At 67.3% G+C, this 260-nt stretch carries 1 protein-coding gene; it reads right to left on the bottom strand.

Going from position 1 to position 260, the window contains the following annotated elements:
- Window positions 1-260: hypothetical protein (locus FJ988_RS30590; RefSeq protein WP_140823053.1), on the bottom strand; the 260-nt coding region annotated here is incomplete at both ends.

Raw genomic sequence — 260 nt, 5'->3', positions numbered from 1 at the left:
GGAGCTTTGGGCTGGATGGCGGGCGGGGTCTGTGGGCTGTCGCGGCGCTGGACGCTGTTGCCAATACCGCCGTTTTGCAGGGTCGGCGACCGCTGCGCCGGCGGGATGTAGGTGCCCCGCGCTGCTGGCGCGTTGGGCTGGGTGCCCTGCATGCTGTTGGGGTTGGCCTGATGGATGGGCCCGTTGTAGGGGTTGTTGCTGCTGCCGGGCAGGTTTTGCGCCTGTGCCAATGAACTCAAGGCCAGGCCCAACGCCAATAC

Source organism: Mesorhizobium sp. CU3 (assembly GCF_006442965.1).
Taxonomy (GTDB): Bacteria; Pseudomonadota; Alphaproteobacteria; order Rhizobiales; family Rhizobiaceae; genus Mesorhizobium.
This window is presented reverse-complemented; position numbering and strand designations above follow the sequence as displayed.